This window comes from Maridesulfovibrio salinus, from assembly GCF_055394525.1.
Genome location: NZ_AP042461.1, coordinates 4002570 through 4019826, shown reverse-complemented (window position 1 = coordinate 4019826; position 17257 = coordinate 4002570). Strand labels below are relative to the sequence as shown.

Sequence of the window (17257 nt, the reverse complement as noted above, 5' to 3'; positions counted from 1 at the left end):
CCTTGAGTGAGGTGATGATTAATGTCATTGGTCCTGAACTAGTATTGATGTCGCCATTCGGCGCACCTGACTCCTCTCCCGGACTTTATCACTAAATTTTAACGGCAGGTCTGTACGACCTGTGAACGGTGTATTTTTGTGCCAAATTTTATGTTTATCACAATGCTGGCAGCGTTTCCTGCATTGTCTACCGATATGTATCTTCCCGCACTGCCTACTATCCAGAATGAATGGGGGATAACACTGGCATCAGTGAATCTGTCACTGGTTATGTTCTTTGTTTTTTTCAGCGTTTTTATGCTTATATATGGGCCCCTTTCCGACAAGTTCGGCCGCAAGCCTGTTTTAACATGTGGTGTTGGTCTCTATGTAACAGGCTGTGTGCTCTGTGCTTTTGCCCCAAATATCTGGCTGCTTATTGTCGCCCGTATAATTCAGGCGGCTGGTGCTGCTTCCGCTTCAGCCTTGTCCATGGCTCTCGCCAAAGACCTTTACAGCGGAACCGAACGGCAGAAGGTATTGGCTTACATCGGCGTCATAGTTCCTTTGTGCCCAATGCTGGCTCCCATGATCGGCAGTCTTATTATAGAATATTTTTCCTGGAACTGGATATTTATCTGTCAGGCTGTGCTGGCCTCGGTGGCTTTTTATGGCACTCTTGTTTTCAAGGAACCTGAATTTGAAAAAACAAGAGGCGGGATCTGGGCGATGCTTGCCAGGTATCTGGTGATTTTTAAAAACATCAGATTCTCAATTTATTGTTTTTCATTCTCATTTGTCAGTATCGGCTTCTTCTCTTTTCTTGCAGGATCGGCTGATATTTATATTCGTGAGTTCGGCTTGACGGAGCAGCAGTACGCAATGTTTTTCGGCTTCAACGCGCTGGGATTCATGACCGGTTCTTTTACCTGTTCTAGGCTCTGCATCGGCTACTCCTCAATGTCCATTCTGAAAGTGTCTCTTGTTGGAGTGCTGCTGGCGGCGATCGGAATCTATTTTCTCGGAGATTCCAAGATTCCTTTTGCTGTCACTATGTTCCTGATGACTTTTTCCATTGGAGTAAGCAGGCCCATAAGCAACCACATGATTCTTGAAACTGTAGACCGTGATATCGGGGCCGCTTCAGCTCTTTTGACTTTTTCCTTTTTTATTTTCGGTGCTATGGCTATGGAGATTATTTCATTGGACTGGGAATCAAAGATGGAACTTATCGGACAGATGGGAATTCTTGGTGGTCTGGTTCCGTTGATTGCATTGATTTTCCTAAACCGAAGGAAGGAAGCTGCCTGTATTTAAGCAGCATCTGTATCGTGAAGTAAATTGTAAGTCGATTTGGAATGTTAGGGTGCCTAGCCTTGGGGAGTGTTGCTGGAATGATTGAAAGTCATGGATTTCTAATTACTCTTAATTGTGAACTTATTCTTTTGTATATCTTCTGAGACCTTCCCCGCAGTCCACTGATTTGATTTTGCCACCAGACACAAGCCGCCCGGACCAAGGGCGGCTTGTGTCTGGTTTATTTTTCGGGAATGGAGTCTATCAGCTCGAGCATTTCAAGTTCAGGTTCGCCCTGAATAAGTTCTGCTGAATATTCGCCAAGCTTTTTAAAGTGTTCAGTGTTTGCATGAAAATCGAATGCCTGCTGATCCTTGAACTTTTCAATGAAACGGAATTTGCCGGGAGTTCCCTTAACCCGGTGAAGTCTGTATTCCAGAGCTCCTTCTTCAGTGGATGTGCCCGCAACCAGACTACGTAGAAGTTCTTCCAGTTTTTCTTCGCAACCTTCCTTCGCGGTGATTGAAGCTGTGAGTGTTATCATTAGAAACTCCTTTGTTTGTGTTCAGCATTATATTCAGAGTGCTGGACTATTGGATTGATTTGAGTTCTGATTACATTTTTAAAATCGTTTTGTCTTCCCACTTTAGGATGACAGGACTAAGTGCTTATGAAGAGATTGGGATTGTATTATATTTTCAGACAGGAGGGCAAATGACTGCGGAAGCCTACTACACATGCTTTGATAGCCCGCTGGGAGAAATTATTCTCGCGGGCAATAAGGACGGTCTGACAGACCTGCATATCAATATCCGTGAAAGCAGCAGAGAGTTTGTCATATCCGACTTGTGGAGCAGAAATGATGCTTTTTTTGAAGGGGAAATTCGTCAGCTTAATGAATATTTCGATGGCCAAAGGACTGAGTTCAAACTTAAGCTGAACCCGCAGGGAACAGATTTTCAGAAGAAGGTGTGGGATGAGTTGTGCAAAATACCTTTCGGAGAAACCAGATCTTACAAAGGTGTTGCGGAAAACATCGGCAACACCAAGAGCTGCAGGGCGGTAGGTATGGCCAATTCCAAAAATCCGATTCCGTTGATTATCCCTTGTCACCGTGTAGTGGGAGCTGATGGAAAACTGTCCGGGTTTGCTTATGGCGCGGATATTAAAAGAAGGCTTATTGAACTGGAAAAGATGGCCGTAAAAATCTGAGGGAGATCAGTCGCCATTATCAATGGCTACCTGCTGGCCTTTTTTATCTGACATCAGCTTGTCCACTTTTCCCTGTTCTTTTTCTATGAGTTTCATGATCTGTTTATGCATAACCTTTGCAGGTTCAAGTGAACTGTCAAGGCGCAGGGATAACTCAGTGTAGTTGAGGGCACTCTCGTAATCCTTGGCGTAAGTGTAGGCCCTAGCCATGTTGTAATAGAGATTGGCGTCATTGGGAGTGAATGTGCAGGCCTGATGGTATGCCTTGATCGCCCCGTTGTAGTCACCTTCCTTGCGCAGTTTAACTCCCAGACGGTTGAAGGGGTTAACGGCCTCAGGTTCATTCTGCAGAATTTCTATGAAAAGTTCTTTCACACTATCAAGGTTATCCTGTATCGCGTATATATCCGCCGCTTTTGTCAGGTAATCCTGATAGCTGTCCATGTCGCCTTTGCCTCTGTATGCGTCTGCCATCCCCTTGTATGCTTCTGCGTACATTTCGTTCAAAGCTATAGCCTTGTTGAAGGCTATTATGGCCTTGCCGTATTTCTCATCGGAAAGGTAGTTCAGCCCTTTTTCGAAATACTCTTCGGCGGGATTCTTGTCTGCTTCAACCAGCTCTTCAACTATTTCCTCAAATCCGTTTATCGCTTCGTCGAAACTGCCATTTGAAACCATATCCCATGATGCGCTCAGGAGTTCCTGTTCAATTTCATCCGGGGTTGCGCTCATGTAGGCGGCATAGAGATGGCGTTTCATAGTCTCCATGCTGTAGGGGCGCAGCACATAACCGCCGCAGCCGCTGGATATGGCATTCAGGACCGAGTCCTTGCGCTGGTCTTTTGTAACCATGATTACCGGGAGTGATCTTGAGGCATGGCGTTTTAGATTTTTAAGACAGGTGCCCCCGGTTGCGTCATGCAGTTCGTCATCTACAAGGGCTACATCTATGGCATTTTCCTTAAGACCCTCCATGGCTTTTTCCCAGGATGAGTACACACTGATCGCGGTAGCTCCCAGACCGACCAGTGACAAACGGTCATTTGAGACGTGATTAGAGTCGTTTGAAAAAATACCATATCTTAAATCTTCAAGCATTCCCCGCTCCTGATATCAATTAGATTCAACAACAATACAGGGTAGAAGTGGATGATTCAACATAATTTCCGGGTATTTTAGATGAATTGTGGATAATAATCACTGGATAATTAAAAAGCCGGCGCTCTGGAATCAGAAGCCGGCTTGAAAAAGCTTAGCCTGTAAGGCTGGGCTTAATTGTCGCTCAGATTGACATAGAGCGGGATAACATGCAGTTCCCTGTTCTTTTCCTGAGTCATGCCCAGCTTCCAGTTTACGCTGTCTTTTTTGCCAACAGCTTCTCCTACTTTTTCGGCCAGCCCCTGAATATTGATTATCGGGTGGCGGGAAAAGACTTGAGGAAGGCCGTAAGTAAGGTTGCATGCAAGACAGCAACCCGGTCTCTGCTTAAGCTGAAGCTCAAAGTTGAGGGTTTCTCCGCTCTCTCCTGCGTAGGCGAGTGAGATGTCATAACTTCCCTCTTCCGCGTCACCGAAGAGAGCTTCGAAGAAATCATTAGTTCTGGTAGCCGGAAAAAGTTCTTCCAAAAGTTCTTCGCTGAAAATATCTGCATATTGAGCCATATATCCACTCCACTGCTTTTTGTTAAAATAATCCCTTATCCGCCGAAAGGAATAGATGCCTTTGAAGCAGTGTCTGTGTCAACATATAAGCACGTTCAGCATTTTGAAGCCTTTTCCAGTGCCTTTTCTAGCGTGGCCCATTCAAATGGTTTGCTTATATAACCGTTCATGCCTGCATTACGGGCCATTTTTACATTGCTCTGATGAGCGTGGGCGGACAGGGCGATTACAGGGATATCCTGAAATCTTTTCATCTCGGGGGAAGTCCTGATTATTCTGGTCGCTTCTATGCCGTCCATGACAGGCATCTGGATATCCATCAGGATGATGTCAACTTCAGTCTGCTTGAGTTGCATAAGACATTCCTGACCATTTTCGGCGCATATGATCTGGTGTCCCATGTTTTCAAGCATTTTAGTGGCCATCATTCTGTTTACTTTTTCATCTTCCACCAGCAGGATTTTAAGGGGTCTGACTGAGGATGTCCGGGAATTATGCTCCTCTGGCCAAGGTATTTCGTCAGTAGTTTTCAGTGAAAGGTTGAAAGATATTGTTGTGCCGGTGTTAACCCTGCTTTCGACATTTATTTCCCCTCCCATGAGACCTATAAGCCTTTTGACTATGGAAAGTCCCAGTCCTGCTCCTTTGTATCTTCTGGAAAGTGAGCCGTCCACCTGGGTGAAAGACTCAAAAATAGATTCTATTTTGTCTTCAGGGATTCCTACACCGGTGTCTCTTACTGTGAAAAACAGCTCCTTATGCCCATTGGATACGGAAGGGGAGGTCTGAACTTCAAGGGTTACCGATCCTTTTTCGGTAAATTTTAGTGAATTACCCAGCAGGTTGAATAGTATCTGTCTTATCCTTCCTTCGTCCCCTATGTAGCAGCCTTCAGTTTCCGGAGAGATGTTATGGATGAGTTCAATGCCTTTCTGCTCGGCCTGATACTTGAACAAGTTGACACATTCACTCATAAGACCATTCAAAATAAAGGGTTCTTCAAACAGTGTAAGGGTTCCCACTTCCATTTTCGAAAGATCCAGTATGTCATCAAGAACCCTTAAAAGGTTTCTGGAAGACTGTAAGGCTATATTTACACTTTCCTTCTGTTCATCTTCCAGCCGGGATCTATAGAGGAGCTGCAACATTCCCATGACACCGTTTAAGGGTGTTCTTATTTCATGGCTGATATTGGCCAGAAATTCGTCTTTGGATTTGTTGGCGGCAATTGCTTCTTCCTTGGCCTTGGACAGCTCACGCTCATTATGCAGCCGTTCGGTAATGTCGTGAATGATGGAAATAAGCCTTGTCTTGCCTTTGAAATGAAAAGGTCCTGAAAACACCTCAACGTCCCGAATTGTCCCATCTGACATGCAGTGCTGGAAGATAAAGGTTTTCTGGTTGCGTTCTCTGGCCTTATCCATCGCTTTGTCGATTTCATCCAGAGTAAGTGTGTTCAGTTCATAGATATGTTTTGAACAGAGTTTTTCTCTGGACATGCCGTACATTTCCTGGGCAGCTTTGTTTGCATCTCTAATTCTGCCGCTTCCCGGATTGATGATCAGCATTACCGTATGATTGTCTTCAAAAAGAGCCCTGAATTGTTCTTCACTCTCACTGATTGCCTTTTGGGCATGTTTTTGGTCTGTGATGTCTTCAAATGTTATTCCCAGCCTGTTGTCAGGGAGGCTGAAACTGCGGATTCTGAACAGATGTTCCTTTTTGCCGGACGGGTAGGGAACTTCATCTGTGTAGCAGTCACAATCAGAATTAATGGGAGAGATTATTTTTTCCAGAAGATCCCGATCAGGAGATGCCTTCCATATTTCCCGGATATCCAGCCCAAAGGAGTGTTCTCGGCTGATCCCGAAGATTTTTTCCGCGGCAGGGTTGGCATCTACAAGCGCCAGCGAACCATGATCGTTGAATCGGAATATCAGCATACCCGCCGGTATATTATTGAATATATCTCTTCCTGATTCCGACAACTGGTCGAATTTCTGTCTCTCAATAGCTATGGCCATCTGCTCGGAACATGCTGAAAATAGCTGAATATCTTCGTCTGAATATCCGTCGGAACTATCATAGTCCTGAATAACAAGGGTCCCGATAGGTTTGCCGCGGACTCGCAAGGGAACTCCCAGCCATGCTTCAGGGATTTCTCCATGGACTTCAACCTGATTGTTTTTCATCATTTTTTCAATTTCGGATTTCAAAAGATGAATAACGCTGTTATTGCGTATCGGTAAAAGTGCCAAAGCCCTATTTGAAGGGGCGTTTATATTAGTGATATGCGCACAATTCTCAGCTTTTTTATCTATGCAGTATTTAGAGCGGAGCTCTTCTCTCTCTTCGTCAATCAATGCGACAAAAAAGTTTTCAGCTTTTAGTTCGTTGAGCATCAATTTGTGTATTGACTCAAGCAGGTCTTCAAGATTTTCGGCGTTCTGTGAATGCTCCATCACCTCAAAAAGAATGGCCCTGATGTGTCTGGATCGCGCGAGTTCCCTTTCTTTACTGAAGATCTCAGTGAGATCTTCAGCATAAATAGCCACCCTGTTAACTCTATCATTTTCAATGATAGGATAGATAATATGAAAAATTGGTTTTCCGTCCCGATAATCTTTTACCTTTACCGGTTTCCTGCTTTCTATTGCTTCCGCGAGGCGCACCTTTCTGGCTTGGGCAAGATCCTCAGGGAGGTAGTCATAGACATTGGTTCCTATCATTTTTTCGGGGGTCGAACCAAGGTCTTGGGCGATGGTTTTGTTGACGTAAAGCAGTCTTCCGACAGGGTCGACCATGAAAATAGACTGGTGACTAACGTCAATCAGTGCCTGAAGTGATTTTTCAGCTTCATGTGCTTTGGTTTCTGCAAGTCTGAGTTCTTCTGTCTGCTCTTTAAGGCAGGTACTCACCTTCTTGAGGTCAGAGGCCTTTCGTTCAATCTCAAGTTCCAGCCAACTGAGGTAATCATCCTGAATCTTATCCACCTTTTTTCTGGTTGTTATGTCCCGGCATATTTCAAGCACATAAGTCTTACCTTCATGCTCAAATCGTCTTGCACTTATTTCCACAGGAATATCTCTTCCGTCTTTAGCGGTATGCACAGCTTCGTAAAGAGCGGCCGCCCCCGAAGAGGGTTCCTGCATGTACGGTTCGGAATATGATGTCAGTGTTTTTTCAAGATCATTGATGTTCATGAGCAGCAATTCTTCGCGACTGTATCCCAGACGTTCAATTGTGGCCTTGTTTACGTCTCTGATAAGCCCACCATTGGCATTCGGGAGAAGTTCAAATTTGATTACCGAATCTTCGATGGTATCAAAGTAAATACGAAAACCGGCGCTGCCATGAGGATTTGCCGATTTGCATTTGTTGTAGTTGCTCATAATTTTCTCATTGAGATTAAAAATGACACGTTAAATGATTTATAATGTAAACTGTAAATCTTAATTTTTCTACATTAAATTAAAAAAAGAACTTTTACTAAAATGAAGGACTCACTTACATTAGGTGCGATAAAATAATGTGTGGAAATGAAAAATAGTGTAGCATAACAACCTAAACTGAAAAATGAAAACTGGAGATAATTATGCAGCCTTCATCCATTGACGGGGAAAGTAAAATCAGGATCGGTATAGCAAGGTGTCTGCTTGGTGAAAATGTTCGCTACGATGGCGGCCACAAACTGGACAGATACCTGCGTGATGTTCTCGGAGATCATGTGGAGTGGGTTCCCGTATGCCCGGAAGTCGAATGCGGCATGCCCACACCGCGCGAAGCCATACGGCTGGTCGGTGATGTTGATTCACCAAGACTGGTGGGTCGCAAGTCAGGCAAGGACTGGACCGATCAGATGCAGGAGTGGGGCCGCGGGAAGCTTGAACTTCTGGAGAAAGAAGACCTCTGCGGCTATATTTTCAAGCATGGCTCACCTTCTGGAGCCATGGGCCGTATGAAGGTGTATCAGGACAATGGTAAAATAATGTATAGCGGCGTAGGAATCTGGGCCAGAATGGTTTTGGACCATTTTACGCAATTACCCTGTGAGGATGATGGAAGACTCCGTGACAACGGTATCCGTGAAAATTTCATTACAAGGATTTTTACCCTGAAACGCTGGAAAGATGCTTCCGCGGGGGGAATGACTCCCGGAGGACTTGTAGAGTTTCATACCAGAAATAAAATGCTGGTCATGGCCCATAACGAAGCCTTGTACAGGGCCATGGGCAAACTTGTGGCTACCGCCGGCAGTGCTGATCTGGATAAGCTGATTCCCGAGTACCTTGGAATGCTTCTCAAAGCCCTGAGTTACAGACCTACAGTGAAAAAACATGTAAACGTGCTTACCCATGCCATAGGTCATTTCAAGAAGGACATCACAGGGGATGAGAAGCAGGAGATTCTTTCACTTGTGGAACAGTATCGCAATGGCCTTGTCCCGCTGATAGTACCCATCACTCTGCTTAATCACCACGTGCGTAAGCATGGAAAGGATTATCTGGCAGGCCAGCATTATCTGAATCCTTATCCGGCAGAACTCATGCTCAGAAATCACGTCTGATCAACTTGGGAGGATCAATGGGAAAGATGTTAATTTCTGATGACGAACGGGGTAACCATACTGTCTGCGTCCTTGGAGCCACCGGATATGTCGGCGGCAGGCTGGTTCCACAGCTCCTTGAAAAAGGCTGGAGAGTCCGGGCTGTCGGTCGATCAATGGCAAAGCTGAAGTGTCGCTCTTTTGCCGGTCATGATCTTTGTGAGCTTGTGGAGGCTGATCTTTTCGATCCTGAATCTCTGGATAATGCTTTGCAGGGCTGTTTTGCAGCTTATTATCTGGTCCATTCCATGCAGCCCGGCTCAGGGGATTTTGCGCTCAAGGACCGTGTCGCCGCAGAAAATACAAGAGACTCGGCAGCTCGTAGCGATGTAAAGAGGATTATCTATCTGGGCGGGATGATTCCTGATGACCCGAATATTAGCCATCACCTTGAGTCCCGGGCGGAAGTGGGGAAGATCCTTTCCTCAGGTCCGGTATCCTGCACAGTATTGAAGGCTGCGGTCATACTTGGCTCGGGCAGCGCCTCTTTTGAGATTCTGCGCTACCTTGTTGACAGGCTTCCGGTCATGCTGACTCCTAAATGGGTGAGAGTTGAAAGCCAGCCGATCAGCATCCGTGATGTACTTTTTTATCTTGGCGGCTGTCTGGAGCATCCTGATACTGCGGGGGAAAGTTTTGATATAGGAGGACCGTTCATCGAGACCTATGAAAAGCTGTTCCGAATCTACCAGGAAGAAGCCGGACTGCGCAAAAGACTGATTCTTCCTGTTCCCTTTTTATCTCCCGAGCTTTCCTCTCACTGGCTCGGTCTGGTCTCACCTGTTCCTGTCGCTCTGGCCCGGCCTTTGATTATGGGGTTGCGTAACCGTGTAGTCTGTAAGGATTTTCGCATACGGGAAGTAATGCCCTGTGAACTCACGGACTGCCGCACGGCTATCCGACTTGCTCTGGCCAAGGTTGAGCAGCAGGTTGTTGATACCTGCTGGTCTGATGCCGGAGCTCTTGAAACTCCGGAGTGGGCTGTCTGCGGTGATGCGGGATATTCCGGTGGAACCGTCTATCACTCTGCGTACAGGGTAAAACTGGAAGGGGGAAAAGAAAAACTCTGGGAGAGAATCATTTCCATCGGCGGGGCTGAGGGTTGGTACTGCTGTGATTCCCTTTGGTCTATCCGGGGCTGGATGGACAAAATTATCGGTGGAGTGGGGTTGCGAAGGGGAAGGCGGCATCCAACGGAAATCTCTGTCGGGGATGCGCTTGATTTCTGGCGGGTACTGGATATTCAGCCGGGTGAAAGACTGCTCCTGTTGGCTGAAATGAAACTGCCCGGTGAGGCTCTTCTCGAGTTTACTCTTGAGGAGACTCTGGCAGGAGACACTGTATTGACTATGACGGCAAGGTTCCTTCCCCGCGGGCTTGGCGGTATGCTTTACTGGTGGTCGGTCTATCCCATGCATGCGATCGTCTTTAAGGGCATGGCCCGCTCACTGGCGAAAAAAAGCGGGAACCGTATTCTTGAGGGGCCTGAACTTGTTGACGGTCCGGCCCCCCGATGTCGTATCCCCGGAGTGAAATAAACTGATGAAAGCTATTGATAGAAGAAGAATCAACCATCACAACAGTGAAAAGGATAATGGCGGTCCGGTTGTATACTGGATGAGCCGTGAGCAACGGGTTCGTGATAACTGGGGACTGCTACATGCACGCAGCCTTGCCGGGGAAACTCGCCCTCTCATTGTCCTTTTCTGTCTTGCCCCGTCTTTTATAGGTGCGACCTTAAGGCATTACGATTTCATGCTTAAGGGATTGAAGCAGGTAGAGGCTTCTCTGGCAGCCGCAGGGATTCCTTTTGTTCTGCGGATGGGTAACCCGGAGCTTGAGGTCCCTGAGTTTGTCAGGGATATCAATGCCGGTGTGGTGGTAACTGATTTTGACCCTTTGCGTATTAAAAAAATATGGCAGGAAACCGTCTGCTGCAATGTCGACATTCCTCTGATTGAAGTGGATGGCCATAATGTGGTCCCGGCAAGAATTGTAAGCAATAAACAGGAGTATGCAGCCAGAACTATCCGTCCGAAGATTCAGCGCCTGCTGCCTGAATTCCTGACGGACTTCCCCGATCTTGCTCCCTTGAAAAACAATCCGCTCAAGTTTCCCAAGGTGGACTGGGAGGAAGTGTTCGGTTCGATTGATGTGGATACGGGAGTGAAGCCTGTGGATCTTGTTCCCGGAGAAGAAGCAGGCCTAAAAGCTCTAGACGGATTTATTGCGGAAAGGCTTGGTATTTATGCCGAGCGACGCAATGACCCCAATTCCGGAGCAGTCTCCGGTCTTTCTCCTTATTTTCATTTCGGACAGCTTGCCCCGCAGCGGGCGGCTTTTAATGTGCTTAACAGCGGCGTGGGAGAGAATCAGGAATCCTATCTGGAAGAGTTGATTATCCGGCGTGAACTTTCCGACAATTTCTGTCTGTATAACAATAAATACGATTCGCTTGAAGGAGCCCCGGAATGGGCCCGCAAAACCCTTGAGGAGTACAGCGGTGACATGCGTGAGTATGTTTACACGTATGAAGAGTTCGAGCAGGCCCGCACTCATTCGTCATTATGGAATGCTGCCCAGCGGCAATTGCTCACTACGGGCAGGATTCATGGATATATGCGTATGTACTGGGCCAAGAAAATACTGGAATGGTCGGAGTCTCCGTCAGAAGCATTGCGCATAGGCATTGAACTCAATGACAGGTTTGCAATGGATGGGCGTGACCCAAACGGATATGTCGGGGTGATGTGGTCCGTTGCGGGGCTTCATGACCGTGCCTGGAAGAAACGTCCTGTATTCGGTTCTATTCGTTATATGAATGAAAACGGGTGCAGGCGAAAGTTTGACGTGGACAGTTATATAGCCCGGTGGGTCAGTGGTATTTCATCCGGAAGTCTCCTTGATTTTGAGTAAGTTCGTTTTTGCGCCATCTTGAAATTAATTTTAATCAGAGGCTATTTTTTTCAAAAAAAGAATGCCCATCTAATTAAATTGTGCTACATGTAAGCTATCTACAAATCTAACTCGTTTCTTTGGAGGTTCACTATGGCTAATATGGATTATCCGGGCCCCTGCCCCAGTTGTGTTGGTATTGACGGATGCAGTACTGAAGAAGCAAAGCAGCAGGCTGTAGGGCATTACTGCAAGGGTCTGGAGATGGAACTCAATTCATGGAAGGCCCGTCTGTACGATGTGCTTGCCGATGAAAATTCCACCAGTCTCAAGGATCAGATTATACACCTCAAGTCCACAATGAAGGAGCTTGAGGCTGTTGTCGATCAGATGAAGGATGTCTGCCCGACCAGTCTCGGCGAACAGGAAAAGGTAATTTCAGGTAAGCTTGAAGATCTGCGTGTACATTATACCAAGGCTATGGAAGTTCTGGCTCCCGGCTGGTTCGGCGGCTAGAAAAGAAATTATTTGTTTTGGTTGATTAATGCCGGTCCATTGGGCCGGCTTTTTTTGGGCCCGGTGCTCATTGACGTGTTATTGGCAATTGAATTAAAGGCTTGAGATTGGTCGTTAAACGTCAGCATTTTGAAATTTAATACGAGGGTTTTTATGAAAAAGAGTTTTGTAGTGTAATCCGTCTGCTGGACGGCTTGTGTGTCTCAGCGGACGGAGGAATCCTGTTTGTTCAAGGAAACCGCATCAGGTTTGATCATAACTTTTAACAGGAAGTTCCAATGACACATTTTAAATACAGCAAGTCACTTAAATACACTGATCTGAAACATATCTATACCCAGTGCAGTGGGCCGGGCGGGCTTAAACTGACCGAGTTCATGGCTGAAAAAATGGGTGTAGGACTTATGGGGCGTGTACTCGATGTCGGATGCAACCGTGGGATTCAGAGTTGTTTTCTGGCAAAAGAATATGGTGTTTCAATTGTCGGGATCGATCCATGGGATGATCGCATGGATGGCCGCCCTATGATTGAGCATGCCCGTGAAAACGCTTCTATGTGGAAGGTTGCAGACAAGGCTCTGTTCCAGAAAACCGGATTGCCTGACTCCTATTTTGCTTCATCTTCATTTGATGGAGTCTACTCCACAACAGCACTTGAGATGGTTCGCAATCTTGTTGGTGAGGAAGGTTATCTGAATTGCCTCAAGGAGATCAGAAGGGTTCTTAGACCCGGAGGTATCTTCGGGATCGGGGAGCCTATGCATCTGGATGTGCCTTTACCGAATGATCTCGAACCTTATGTTTCACAGGAAGAGTTTCCATGGAAAGAATGTTTCAGGGATATCAATCATTCGGTCAGGGTTGTGAGGGAAGCCGGTTTTGAAATTATCGAATCGGGCTATGCCCCGGACTCCCGAGAATGGTGGGTTGAGTATGTAGAGAATGATCCGTTTTGTCTTGCCGCTCCGGACGAAGATCCTCTGACGATTGAAAAGGATGCAGGACGCTGGGTGAGTTTCGGCTACATAATAGCAAAGAAAGTTTAAATATGAATTGACGTTTTAAAGGGGGCCGGAAACCGGCCCTTCATACTGCTCATGAAATATCATCTGCATCGTAAAGAGAATTGTTGGCGGGTTTTAGAGCTTGCAAGGATTTTACCCTGTGGAGTGCTGTAAAAAAAATACTGGAATTCAAGTACGTATGAATACGCTTGGTTCCATTTTCTTTATGGTTACTTGGATTTTACACCTGGCTTATAGCTCTTTATCAACCGTCTGCTGATTTTTCTTGTGCAATGATACAAAGCTGTCCCGGGGCTGTTCTTTCAATTGAAACACATAGGGCATTCTTTTTTTTCTTCTTCTGTAAAATCCCTGAGGCATCTCAGGTGCTTCGTGAAATGGTAGTTCTCTTTGGTGATGACTTTTACCGGGCTCTCCATTTTTCTGACAACCTTCTGTCCTTTAAGGAGTTCCAGTGCGGTCCGGACTCCGGTATAGCCCAGTGCAAAAGGTTTCTGAGTTATCAATGCGTCTATCTTTCCTGATTCCAGCCCGGCTAACAGCTTTTGGCTGAAATCAAATCCTATAAAAGTCTTCCCGGAAATCTTCTTTTTATCAAGAATCCGCAGAACCCCCTCCGAAGAGACTTCGTTCACTGCGAAAATCCCAGCAATTGAGGGAGTGGTTGTTAAAATGTCTCTTGCCGCCAGTTCTGATTCTTTACGGGTCCCTTCAAGAATATTGACTCTTATTACAGTTCTGCCCGGTGAAAGTTCATTAAGAGTATCAATGAATCCTTGTTCCCTTCTGGAAATCGAACTGCTGTCCGGGGTGTTCCCCATCAGAAGAATCGGACCTTTCTTTTTAATCCTGTCCAGAAGCAGTTCTGCTCCGAGCCGTCCGGCTTTATAGTTGTCCGTTGCGATTGAACAATGAGCATTTCCACCGGTGACGAGAGAGTCTATAATAACAACTTTTATTCCGGCGGAAACAGCATTCTTAATGCTTTCATTAAGCTTGTCTTTATGAGTAGGTGCTATGACTATGGCGTCCACCTTTTTATCAGCATAGAATTTAACCAGATACTGCTGTGCTGATAATTTGTTTTCCACTCTGGGACCACGCCATATTATTGTCGCGTTACTGTCACGAATGGCGGCATGTGCGCCGACACATACTATTTTCCAATAATGCATAAGAGTTGCTTTGGGGATAACTGCGATAGTGTACTGCTTTGCAGCGGATGCCTGCAGCGGATTGATAAATCCGGAAAGCATAATAAGCAGTATTATTATGGCTTTTGTCTGTATCATGTAATACGATAAAGTCTGTCTTGTCGGGATGTGCAGCAATGATTTTATTTTCTTTTAAATGATTCTACGTTTATTATTTTTTAAAAAACCATAGACACATTTATAGTTATGGGCAAATTGTTTGTTTGAAAATTACTATATAATTATGATCTCGTTTGTTCATTGTCTTCCAGAAAAGGCAAACCATAACTATTTTTATGATCTGAATTAAACCCGCGTTTAAAAATAGTTCATGGTTGCCGAAGTTATAGGTGATATGCGGAGCTGATTTTTTTTCGGCAGAGTCTGGTTGGCCGAATTTATATTTATTCAGGTGAATGTGTCTTTTGTGATGATGATTGACATTAATGATTTCTATACTATTTTAGTAGTAGTTATCATTACGAGGTGAGTATGAATAATAAAAAAAAGATTCTGTTTCTGTTTGTCATGTCTCTCGCAGTTGGCATAGGGCTGACATCCTTAAATCTTTATGCAAATCAGGAGTCGGAAATGGATAAGGTTAATAATATTGAGATCGCGACACTTGCCGGAGGATGTTTCTGGTGTGTTGAGTCTGATCTGGAAAAAGTTAAGGGAGTCCATGAAGTTGTTTCCGGTTATGCCGGGGGACATGTGGACAATCCTACGTATGAACAGGTCAGCTCAGGCCAGACAGGGCACCTTGAGGTCGTTCAGGTGCATTTTGACCCGGAACAGGTCAGTTATGAGCAGATATTGGATGTGTTTCTGAAACACCATGATCCGACAGACCCGGCAGGATCTTTCAATGACCGCGGCTCGCAGTACACTTCAGCTGTGTTCTATCATAATGAAACGCAGAAGGCAGTGGCGGAAAAGGTTTTGTCCGACCTTGATGCATCGGGAGTTTTTACAAGACCAGTGGCTACAAAGCTGATTCAATTTACAGAGTTTTTCCCTGCTGAGGAGTACCATCAGGATTACTACAAGAAGAACCCTGTAAGATATAACTGGTATAGGTTCCTGTCCGGCAGGGACAGTTTTGTGGAAGAGCATTGGGGTGGGAAGAACGAATCGATTACCTCAGATCCCGGAAGCAGTAGTTATGTACGCCCCGGAGATGACGAGTTGAAGAATACCCTTACCCCTTTGCAATTCAAGGTTGTGCGAAAGGATGGGACTGAGCCCGCATTCAATAATGAATTCTGGGATAACAAACGTGAAGGAATCTATGTGGATATTGTTTCAGGTGAGCCGTTGTTCAGCTCAAAGGACAAGTTTGAGTCCGGAACAGGCTGGCCCAGTTTTACCCGGCCCATAGAAGATAAAGCTGTTGTGGAAAATGAGGACAATTCTTTCTTTATGAAAAGAGTTGAAGTCAGATCCCGCAAAGCGGATTCTCATCTTGGACATGTCTTTGATGATGGGCCGAAACCCACGGGGTTGAGATACTGCATTAATTCTGCGGCACTTCGTTTTATTCCTCTTGAGGAAATGGAGGCGCAGGGATACGGGGATTATCTCAGTCTATTTGATTAGATGTTGTTTGGTTGATGCTTGAAGGCCGCTTTATGCGGCCTTTCTACTTTCTATGCCCGTCATTTTCTTTTAAAAGAACGGTAACATTCAAGCCTGCCTGATTATTAGCCTTTATTGTAAAAAAATGATATTATAAGATTCTGTAAAACTTACAGATAGTTCGGGAAAACATATGTGCTTGCTGTCAATCATCATACCTAATTATAATTACGGACATTTCGCCAACCGTTTTTTTCGTTCCCTGGCTGATCAGTCTCTTGACATGTCAGAAGTGGAAGTCCTGTTTGTGGATGACGGCAGCACCGATGATTCTCTTAAGCAGGCATCAATCTGGCGTGAACGCTTCAGCGTCCGACGGTTTGAAATTCTTACACCCCCCCGAAGCGGAAAACCGGGGACAGTCCGTAACTATGGTCTGGAAAAGGCACGGGGGCATTTTTTAGTATGTCTGGACCCGGACGATACTCTTTATCCCGGCTACTTGAAAGCCTGTGTTGATTTTTTAAGTGCCGGTCCTGGAGTTGATCTTGTCTACACCGACTATCTAGAACGCAGGCCGGATTTCTCCACTGAGTTTATCCTGCCTGAATTCAAACCTCTTTATCTCAGGACTCAGAATCCCGTTCCTCCTTCTGCTGTATTCCGCCGTAATATATGGGAAAGGGGAGTGCGCTACAGGGATAACACTGTTTATGAAGATTGGGATTTCTGGATTCAATGCCTTATGTCCGGAGCTAAGTTCAGGCATTTACCCGAAGTTCTGTACGTCTACGAAATTCATGATTCCAACTTTTCCCATCAGGCCGTTAAAGATGACGGTAATGCTAAGGCTCAGATTGTGATCAACAATCCATCCTTCTTCCATCCTTCAGTCCTCCAATGGGCCCATGACCATTTAAGGAGAAGACCCTATGCTCCAGCTTTTCAGCGTGGATACATTCCTACCGCTGATGATGTCGTAAAAGTTATGGACATGTTCGGCAACAAACGCACCTGATTATACAGGAAGCGCTCACTCTTATTTGTGATGCAGCGAGTTTGTGTGAATTATTATATTTTATTGCGGAATTATTAATATGTGAGATTGATATTTCGTGTTGTGCTAATATGGTCAATGTTTAATTGCGCAAATTATAGTTTTCAGGGGCTATAATGCTTTTGGAATGCCTTGCCATGGTGTAATTCTTTCTTGACAGTGATGATTCTCAAGTGCACTCTTCTTTTAGTTTTGGTCACATTAGTGACATTTCCGAAAAGGTTTTTGTGGGTGTGCGT

General features: G+C 45.5%; 14 protein-coding genes. 9 read left to right on the top strand and 5 right to left on the bottom strand.

Annotated elements, in window-relative coordinates:
* The first annotated feature begins 138 nt into the window (after positions 1 to 138).
* Positions 139 to 1296: a multidrug effflux MFS transporter gene (locus ACZ5PW_RS18505; protein ID WP_464556434.1), complete on the top strand. Its 1158-nt coding sequence runs from the start codon at positions 139 to 141 to the stop codon at positions 1294 to 1296.
* A gap of 220 nt (positions 1297 to 1516) precedes the next feature.
* Here ACZ5PW_RS18505 and ACZ5PW_RS18500 read toward each other — a convergent pair whose 3' ends face one another.
* Positions 1517 to 1819 carry a putative quinol monooxygenase gene (locus tag ACZ5PW_RS18500; RefSeq protein ID WP_464556433.1) on the bottom strand — a complete coding sequence of 101 codons (303 nt, stop codon included), beginning with the start codon at positions 1817 to 1819 and terminating at the stop codon, positions 1517 to 1519.
* A gap of 170 nt (positions 1820 to 1989) precedes the next feature.
* Between ACZ5PW_RS18500 and ACZ5PW_RS18495 the strand changes: the two genes are divergently transcribed.
* Entirely contained in the window at positions 1990 to 2487 is a 498-nt protein-coding gene (locus tag ACZ5PW_RS18495; protein WP_464556432.1) for a methylated-DNA--[protein]-cysteine S-methyltransferase, read from the top strand.
* A gap of 6 nt (positions 2488 to 2493) precedes the next feature.
* On the opposite strand, the gene ACZ5PW_RS18490 is transcribed toward ACZ5PW_RS18495, so the two are convergent.
* From ACZ5PW_RS18490 to ACZ5PW_RS18480, 3 genes are all read right to left on the bottom strand, one after another.
* A complete protein-coding gene (locus ACZ5PW_RS18490) occupies positions 2494 to 3585 on the bottom strand; it encodes a tetratricopeptide repeat protein (protein WP_464556431.1) in 1092 nt (363 codons plus the stop codon).
* 173 nt (positions 3586 to 3758) lie between these two features.
* Entirely contained in the window at positions 3759 to 4148 is a 390-nt protein-coding gene (locus ACZ5PW_RS18485; protein WP_464556430.1) for a pancreas/duodenum homeobox protein 1, read from the bottom strand.
* A gap of 95 nt (positions 4149 to 4243) precedes the next feature.
* Positions 4244 to 7540, bottom strand: a complete 3297-nt coding sequence (locus ACZ5PW_RS18480; RefSeq protein WP_464556429.1) for a PAS domain S-box protein — start codon at positions 7538 to 7540, stop codon at positions 4244 to 4246.
* A gap of 203 nt (positions 7541 to 7743) precedes the next feature.
* Here ACZ5PW_RS18480 and ACZ5PW_RS18475 point away from each other — a divergent pair, with 203 nt between their 5' ends.
* The 5 genes from ACZ5PW_RS18475 to ACZ5PW_RS18455 all read left to right on the top strand — a co-directional run bounded on the left by ACZ5PW_RS18475 (position 7744) and on the right by ACZ5PW_RS18455 (position 13211).
* Entirely contained in the window at positions 7744 to 8715 is a 972-nt protein-coding gene (locus ACZ5PW_RS18475; RefSeq protein WP_464556428.1) for a YbgA family protein, read from the top strand.
* A gap of 17 nt (positions 8716 to 8732) precedes the next feature.
* Positions 8733 to 10292, top strand: a complete 1560-nt coding sequence (locus ACZ5PW_RS18470; protein ID WP_464556426.1) for an SDR family oxidoreductase — start codon at positions 8733 to 8735, stop codon at positions 10290 to 10292.
* A gap of 4 nt (positions 10293 to 10296) precedes the next feature.
* The gene (locus tag ACZ5PW_RS18465; protein ID WP_464556425.1) at positions 10297 to 11670 is read left to right on the top strand and encodes a deoxyribodipyrimidine photo-lyase; all 1374 of its coding nucleotides are present in this window, start codon (positions 10297 to 10299) and stop codon (positions 11668 to 11670) included.
* 132 nt (positions 11671 to 11802) lie between these two features.
* Positions 11803 to 12165 (top strand): hypothetical protein, encoded by a 363-nt coding sequence (locus ACZ5PW_RS18460; RefSeq protein ID WP_464556424.1) that lies wholly within the window; start codon positions 11803 to 11805, stop codon positions 12163 to 12165.
* A 278-nt stretch (positions 12166 to 12443) separates the two neighbouring features.
* Positions 12444 to 13211, top strand: coding sequence for an SAM-dependent methyltransferase (locus ACZ5PW_RS18455; RefSeq protein WP_464556422.1), 768 nt, complete (start codon positions 12444 to 12446; stop codon positions 13209 to 13211).
* Between the two features lie 281 nt (positions 13212 to 13492).
* On the opposite strand, the gene ACZ5PW_RS18450 is transcribed toward ACZ5PW_RS18455, so the two are convergent.
* A complete protein-coding gene (locus ACZ5PW_RS18450; RefSeq protein ID WP_464556420.1) occupies positions 13493 to 14482 on the bottom strand; it encodes a substrate-binding domain-containing protein in 990 nt (329 codons plus the stop codon).
* 393 nt (positions 14483 to 14875) lie between these two features.
* Between ACZ5PW_RS18450 and msrB the strand changes: the two genes are divergently transcribed.
* Positions 14876 to 15982: a peptide-methionine (R)-S-oxide reductase MsrB gene (gene msrB / locus ACZ5PW_RS18445; RefSeq protein ID WP_464556416.1), complete on the top strand. Its 1107-nt coding sequence runs from the start codon at positions 14876 to 14878 to the stop codon at positions 15980 to 15982.
* Positions 15983 to 16154: 172 nt separating this feature from the next.
* A complete protein-coding gene (locus ACZ5PW_RS18440; RefSeq protein WP_464556414.1) occupies positions 16155 to 16979 on the top strand; it encodes a glycosyltransferase family 2 protein in 825 nt (274 codons plus the stop codon).
* Positions 16980 to 17257: the final 278 nt, after the last annotated feature.